Origin of the sequence: Anaerococcus tetradius ATCC 35098, from assembly GCF_000159095.1 — a bacterium.
GTDB lineage: Bacteria > Bacillota > Clostridia > Tissierellales > Peptoniphilaceae > Anaerococcus > Anaerococcus tetradius.
Window position 1 is genome coordinate 1 of record NZ_GG666341.1, and the last position, 632, is coordinate 632.

Here is a 632-nt window from a genome sequence, read left to right on the forward strand (position 1 = left end):
CTCTACCTTATAATCTGTACTTGCATATACAGGACTTACAGCCACTATATTCACTAGACTTACAAGTAGCATTATCACAGCTAAAATTCCACTTGTTATTTTTTTCATAAATTTTCCTCACTTTCATTTGTATCTTTTCTTTTAAGTTCTTGTCTTTCTCTATTTTCTTCTTCCTTATTTTTTCTAACAATAAATAAAAATTCATCAAGAGATATTTTTTGACTTCGAAATTCCTTGATGACCTCTAAATTTTCTATTTCTTCTTGTTCCTCTACTAATAACTGAAGTTCTATTTCAATTTCTTCTTTTTTCTTTCTTAAATTCTTCTGTTTTTCTATGTTTCTGATTAATTTTTTATTCATAGATTTTTACTCCTTCCCCCTTATTTTGGTCTACCAAAGGAATAAAAGTGATTTTTCCAATATCTTGAGTTTATACTGGTATATTGGATAGGATCTCCTGCATGGAGCATCATTCCATTTCCGGCATATATCCCTACGTGAGAAATTGGCGTACCGGAATTATATGTGCCTTTAAAGAAAATAATATCCCCAGGTTTTGCCTCGCTTGGAGATATTGGATTACAATAGTTTTTATAAATAAGCCAAGCTGTAGTTCTTGGCATTCTCTTT

Annotated in this window: 2 protein-coding genes; both read right to left on the bottom strand. The window is 30.7% G+C overall.

Annotated elements, in window-relative coordinates; all coding sequences use genetic code 11:
• Positions 1–104 precede the first annotated feature (104 nt).
• Positions 105–362, bottom strand: a complete 258-nt coding sequence (locus HMPREF0077_RS10060) for a hypothetical protein (protein WP_004837916.1) — start codon at positions 360–362, stop codon at positions 105–107.
• 20 nt (positions 363–382) lie between these two features.
• A partial coding sequence (locus HMPREF0077_RS10065; RefSeq protein WP_211204696.1) for a C40 family peptidase occupies positions 383–632 on the bottom strand: 250 nt, incomplete at its 5' end.

Bases quoted from the DNA above. Each gene is read 5' to 3' on its own strand.
- HMPREF0077_RS10060 (WP_004837916.1), bottom strand. From the start codon at position 362: ATGAATAAAAAATTAATCAGAAACATAGAAAAACAGAAGAATTTAAGA.